The organism is Microcoleus sp. BROC3, assembly GCF_036702515.1.
GTDB lineage: Bacteria > Cyanobacteriota > Cyanobacteriia > Cyanobacteriales > Microcoleaceae > Microcoleus.
On the sequence record NZ_JAUBTQ010000181.1, the window covers coordinates 1 to 1234 of the forward strand.

Annotated in this window: 1 pseudogene; it reads right to left on the reverse strand. The window is 40.0% G+C overall.

What is annotated here, in order from left to right:
- Positions 1-34: 34 nt before the first annotated feature.
- Positions 35-1111 (reverse strand): annotated as a pseudogene (locus tag QUB30_RS33670) (ISKra4 family transposase).
- Positions 1112-1234 lie beyond the last annotated feature (123 nt).

Below are 1234 nucleotides of genomic sequence, written 5' to 3' on the forward strand. Positions count from 1 at the left end.
GGGAGCATGTCACTTTTGCAGTGAGTAATTATACTTATGAAGTTTTTCCCTGATTTCCAATTAACCCGTTCAAGTAAGCACAACTCGGAGCTAATACTTGCCCCACATGTTCTGATTTCCAACTAGCTCCTGATATTTTAATTCGTCTGGCTATTTGCTTAATCCCTGATTCTACCGCTCCTGAACCAATTGAACAGATGCCATCAATAGAGAACAATTCATAGTTGATAATCCTTTGTTTGTGCTTTTCTAGATATTTGCAAAAATTCACTGCTGATGTTTTCTTGAGCTTTCTAAATAGAGCTGCCGCGCTCTCTACGTTCCCTTTCCACAAATATGCTTCTGCTTGCTTAATTCTCTTCATGGAACCACCTACTTTCTGAAGATTTTGATTCAGATGATACCAATCGAGAATTTCTCTTCTGTTCTGTTCACAACTGATTTCCTTAAATATATTCCACACTCCATCATGTCCATCGCCCAAGCAAGTTATAGGTTTTGCTAGCGGTTGTTTATTTGCCCAATTAATGATGATATCATTTTTATTGAAACTAGCCACCATACCAGCTTCTGACACAATTGCTTTATAGTCTTTCCATTCAGACTTTTCTCCTTGAGGTCTCCTGAGTCGTACTTTTCCACCATCTGCACTTAGCTCCAAAATATCTGCTCTGGCGATGGGCTGGTGGAAGTCTTGATAATGTACTAATCTCTGTTGTGTTTTAGACGGAACAGTCACTCCCGTTAGATACTTAATATCTAGGGCTGCATGCTGATAAGAGACATTGGCACTCAGTCTTAAGCAACAGTTTTCTAAATGTGGACTCAACCGACTACGGCTACCTAGGCAAGCGTCTATCTGCTTGCTTCTGGGTGATACTTAAATTACCGAGAGTGCTTTTTAATGTCTTGATTCTTCCGGCTTTTGTACCGGTAGCTGAGCAGATAAAAAAAAGCCGATATGCGGTGTCACATGAGTCAAAACTTGGTCTCTGACTGCAAGTTCAATATCTTCTAGTGTCTGGAAGGCATCAGGATTAGAATCAGCATAAAGGATGGCAGAAATAGCATCTAGATGTGTTTTAATCGCCTGTTGTTGTTCGGGTGTCATGATTCTATCTCAAGTGGGAAGTGGGAAGAGAGCATAATTATCGCCTATTTTACTGATGATAGGTAAAAAAGTGATGGTAGTCTTTATCAGTATTTATACTCATAACATAAGTGACACGCTCCC